The 5152-nt window shown below is 32.8% G+C and carries 3 protein-coding genes and 2 rRNA genes; all 5 read left to right on the top strand.

What is annotated here, in order from left to right; translation table 11 throughout:
- Positions 1–229 precede the first annotated feature (229 nt).
- A 5S ribosomal RNA gene (rrf, locus tag ABE34_RS11630) occupies positions 230–345 on the top strand.
- A 334-nt stretch (positions 346–679) separates the two neighbouring features.
- Positions 680–1852 (top strand): ATP-grasp domain-containing protein, encoded by a 1173-nt coding sequence (locus ABE34_RS11625; RefSeq protein ID WP_197142675.1) that lies wholly within the window; start codon positions 680–682, stop codon positions 1850–1852.
- 51 nt (positions 1853–1903) lie between these two features.
- On the top strand, positions 1904–3574 hold the full coding sequence (locus tag ABE34_RS11620; protein ID WP_241747091.1) for a methyl-accepting chemotaxis protein: 1671 nt from the start codon (positions 1904–1906) through the stop codon (positions 3572–3574).
- A 184-nt stretch (positions 3575–3758) separates the two neighbouring features.
- On the top strand, positions 3759–4652 hold the full coding sequence (locus ABE34_RS11615) for a patatin-like phospholipase family protein (protein WP_197142674.1): 894 nt from the start codon (positions 3759–3761) through the stop codon (positions 4650–4652).
- 312 nt (positions 4653–4964) lie between these two features.
- A 16S ribosomal RNA gene (locus ABE34_RS11610) occupies positions 4965–5152 on the top strand; the annotation flags it as partial.

Genomic DNA, 5152 nt, shown 5'->3' with positions numbered 1-5152 from the left:
ACACATGGAGCTGACGAATACTAATCGATCGAGGACTTAACCAAAATGTTTGAAACATTCAATGCACCGTTTATCCAGTTTTGAAAGAACAATTCTTTCATATAGGGTTTCAAGATACGAGTAGTTCGAGGAAGCGATGGAGAGAGGGAAGGAGCGTACTTAAGTACGTGACTGACTGAACGACTGAAGCTGACGAAGAAATACGACGTATATTGAAAGCCGACAATAGTCTAGTGATGATGGCAAAGAGGTCACACCCGTTCCCATACCGAACACGGAAGTTAAGCTCTTTAGCGCCGATGGTAGTTGGGGGCTTCCCCCTGTGAGAGTAGGACGTCGCTAGGCAATGTAAACAGTCAGCTGTGTGCTGGCTGTTTTTTTTATAAAATTATACAAATGGTATTTAACCAATAGTAAAAAATCGAGAAGCTAATTTAAGCTTCTCGATTTTTTTTAATTATTTACTTTAGCAAAAGTTAATCTTTATATAGTTAAATATACTCATTAGTATTTAGATATTTCATTATGCTTTCATATTAATTTAGATGTAATATTACCCATAGTATTAAAAGGTAATATTATGGCTTTTATAGGTATTATATATTAAAATAGGTAATAGTTATTTTTACATACTATTAGTATATAGATATGTAAAAAATTATAGATAGGAGTGTAAATATTGATAATACTAGATAGACCTTATGTTTCGGACTTATTAGCGGACACAATTAGTAAGAATAAAATTCCGGTAATCAAATTAAATGAAGTTTTTATACCAAACGAATCTACTATAAATTTAAAAAAGGTAGACGATTTGTTGATTGAATTAGAGAAAGGGAATTCTCCAATTCTCTTCAACTCTGAAAATGGACTTAATATTTTATCAAAATATGCGCCTAATCACTATTTAACAACTGTTACGGATATTTTGAAAAATAAAGTTACTTTCAGGAAAACATTAAGTAGACATTATAAAGATTTCTTTTTCACAGAAGTTTCTCTAAAAGAATTAGAAGAATTAGATCCTAGTGCTCTACCTTACCCTATTATTGTTAAGCCTGTTATAGGATATTCAAGTATAGGTGTACATCGTATTGATAAGGTAGAAGAATATAAAGAAACTATTAAACAACTTAAGTTTGAAATGGAAGTTACAAGTTCAGAGTATCCAATCGAAGTTATTAATAATCAATCATTTATAATTGAAAAATTAATTGAAGGCGATGAATACGCTGTTGACGTATATTTTACAGAAGACGGGGAACCTGTTATCCTAAATCTTTTTAAAAGAATGTTTAGGCATGAGAAAGACATGAGCGATAGAATTTACTATACGAGTAAGCAAGTAATAAATGAGTCCCTCAACAAAATTCAAGAGTTTTTAAGAACTATTTCATCGTTCTTCGCTTTAAAGTCTGCACCTATACATATTGAAATTCGCATCGATAATGATGACCAGATTGTTCCTATTGAAGTAAATCCACTTAGATTTGCTGGTATCGGTACAAATGAACTTGGCGTTCATGCGTATGGTGTAAACGCGTGTGAGTACTTTTTTAAACAAGAAAAGCCCGATTGGGAAAATATAGTTAATCAAATGGACGATTCAATTTATAGTTTTTGTTGTGCTGAAATAGATGCCTCTATTGATTGTAAGCAAGTTGTATCTATTAATCATGAAGCGTTTAAACTAAATTTTGGTGAAATTTTAGAATATCGACCAATGAAAGTAAATGAAGGCTCTACTTTTGCTGTAATCTTTCATAAGTCACCAGATTTAAATGAAAATATAAGGTTATTGGATTTAGATCTGAATCAATATATAACGTTAAAAGAATTGGTATTTTTTTAATAATGACTAATTTTTTTATTGCAGTTAGGAGCGTTAATGGTGTTTAAAGGTATGACAATCAGAAAGAAAATATTAATAAACGTATTAATGCCTATTGTTGTTATAAGCACAATTTTTAGCTTTGCCATTTTTATTGTAGCTGATCGTTTAATTGACGGGTATATTATTCCTCAGTTTGAAGAGAGCTTAACAATGAAAATGGAGGATTTTGATGAGCTATTTGATAAAGAATTAATCAATAGTGCTAAAACAAACAAAAGTGCATATGAAGAACTAGCGTCTAGAGGAAATGCATTTCAAAAAGAGCATGATTTAGAAAATGTGTATATTATGAGTAAAGTAGATAATAAAGAAGTCATTTTATTTTTAGGTAATGACGATAAGTATTTATCACCGCTAGCGTTTACAGATGAACAAAAAGCAGCGCTAGGTACAACAAAAATGGTTACAAGTGATATTTATATAGATGATTACGGTGCTCATAAGTCTACATTTTTACAAGTTCAAGGAACAGATTCTGTCTTAGGATTGGATGAAGATGCAGATTTTATAGTTGATCTAGAAAATTTATTATTAAAAGTATGTGTATTATTAGCACTTATATTTATTGTGGTAAGTGGTATACTAGCATATTTCACTGCTAAAAGAATTTCTAAACCGTTAAATGAACTTGTAGATTATACTAAAGTAATTGCAGCTGGTGATTTAACGCAGGAAATAAAAAATACGAGTAATGATGAAATTGGTCAACTTGCATCAAGTTTTAATAGTATGCAAGTACAGCTAAAAGAAGTTATAGGTCATGTATCCTCAACAGCAGACTATGTAGCAAACGGATCTAAAGAATTGACTCAAAGTATAGAGCAAGTGACAGAAATGGCTAATCAGGTATCAGCAGCAATTCAGGAAGTTTCAGTAAGTAGCGAAATGGTAACAACTGGGGCTATACAAAATCAAATTGCGATTAGAGAAATATCAGAGGGGATAGTAGAAATTACAGAATCTACTACAAACGTCTCTGATGAATCTATTAAGACATCTGAAGAATCCAATCAAGGTAATAATGTCATTCAACAATCCGTACAAGGAATTGATTCAATTAACGAGCTTTCAAAAGCCTCTATGCAAATGACAGAACAAATGCATCAACGTTCTAAAGAAGTAGGACAAATTACAAATGTAATTACAAGTATTTCAGATCAAATTAATTTACTAGCACTAAATGCAGCTATTGAGGCTGCTCGTGCAGGTGAATATGGAAAAGGGTTTGCTGTTGTCGCAGATGAAATAAGACATTTAGCAGAACAATCTGCCCAATCTGCTAATGATATAACTAAATTAATCTCTGAAATGCAAAACAATTCTAATGAGTCGGTTGAAGCTATTACGAGAGTAGTAGATGAAATTGATCAAGAGACTGTCGCAATAAGATTGGCTGGAGATACTTTCCAAAAAATATCATCTCTAATTTCAAACATTAGTATGCGAACGCAATCAATTGCTTCAACAGTAGAACAAATATCAGCAAGTTCTGAACAAGTATTAGGGACTACTGAGACAACTGTGCAATCATTGGAGCAAACATCAGCAGGTACTCAAAATATTGCTTCAACTATGCAAGAGCAATCTGCTTTTATGGAAGAAATGCTAGGAACAGCTAATCAAGTAAATGATATGGTTGAAAACTTAAAAGGCCAAATTGCCCATTTTAAAATTAAGTAAATAACAGTAACTAAGTTAAAAGGATTAGCTCTATCTTGAACAGAGCTAATCCTTTTACTATTTTTAGATCCGTATGCCAGTATCAAAGTCGTTTGTAAATTCGACAAAATACTCATTGAGTTCGTTCTAATTGTATATAACTCTTTATATAATGTAACGATTACCTTAAAAAGGAGAGGAAATTTTGTGGATTGATGGTGTTTTTTCTGGTGGCGGTTTAAAGGGGTTTGCACTTGTTGGGGCGTATCAAGTACTAGAAGCTGAGAATTTTCGCTTTAAACGGGTAGCTGGAACGAGTGCCGGGGCTATATTAGCTGCTTTTATTGCTGCAGGGTATAGCGGAAAAGAAATCCAGACTATGTTAGAAGAGTTGGATGTCCCTTCATTATTAGATCCAAGGAAAACAATTTTACCATTCCCATTTATGAAGTGGGTTAATGTTTATCACCATTTAGGTTTATATAAAGGAAAAGCATTAGAAAAATGGTTTTTTCAGAAATTAGCAGCAAAAGGCGTTTATACATTCGGAGATTTACCTAGAGATTCATTAAAGTTAGTGGCCTCAGATTTAACAAATGGCAGAATGATTGTGTTACCGGATGATTTACAAAAATATCATATTGATGCTAAAAACTTTTCGGTTGCGTGTGCTTTACGTATGAGTTGTGGTATACCATTTTTCTTTGAACCCGTTACATTAAAAACAGGGAAAGGAGATTCAGTTATTGTAGATGGCGGTGTATTGAGTAATTTCCCTTTGTGGGTATTTGATGATAGAGAAGGACGTAAAGTGCGACCGATCATTGGACTTAAATTGAGTAGACGTAGAGAAGAGCAACACCCACATGAAATTAAAAATGGATTAAATTTATTTGAAGCTTTATTTTCTACTATGAAAGATGCTCATGATGAAAGATATATCTCAAGACGACATGAAAGAGATATTATTTTTATTCCTGTTGACGATTATAGCGCCACACAATTTGATTTAGACGAAGAGACTAAAGAAACACTTTTAGAAATTGGAAGAAACCGTACGATTCAATTCTTAAAAGCATGGCCGAGATATAAGCTATAAAACTTTTAAAAAAATGAATTAATACTATTGACGTCCTATGAGGTAGATGATATTATATAAAAGTTGCTGATGAACATGCAACTAGAACAATACAAAAATAAAATAACTGTTTGACATTATGTATAAAACATGTTATTATATAAAAGTTAGCTCTTAACGAAAGAGATAATGATTATAAATGAACCTTGAAAACTGAACAAGCAAAACGTAATCAATAAAGTTTTTAGTAGCTAACCTTGAGTTGGTGAACGAAACAAAATTTTGGACATCAAACATGATGCCAGCAAAACAATTTGAGCTTATCAAATTTCTTTTATGGAGAGTTTGATCCTGGCTCAGGACGAACGCTGGCGGCGTGCCTAATACATGCAAGTCGAGCGAACAGAGAAGGAGCTTGCTCCTTTGACGTTAGCGGCGGACGGGTGAGTAACACGTGGGCAACCTACCTTATAGTTTGGGATAACTCCGGGAAACCGGGGCTAATACCGAATAATCTATTT

This window comes from Lysinibacillus sphaericus, from assembly GCF_015844675.1.
GTDB classification, from domain to species: domain Bacteria; phylum Bacillota; class Bacilli; order Bacillales_A; family Planococcaceae; genus Lysinibacillus; species Lysinibacillus sphaericus_E.
Note: the sequence above shows the minus strand (reverse complement) of the source record. Positions and strands in the feature narration are given on the sequence as shown.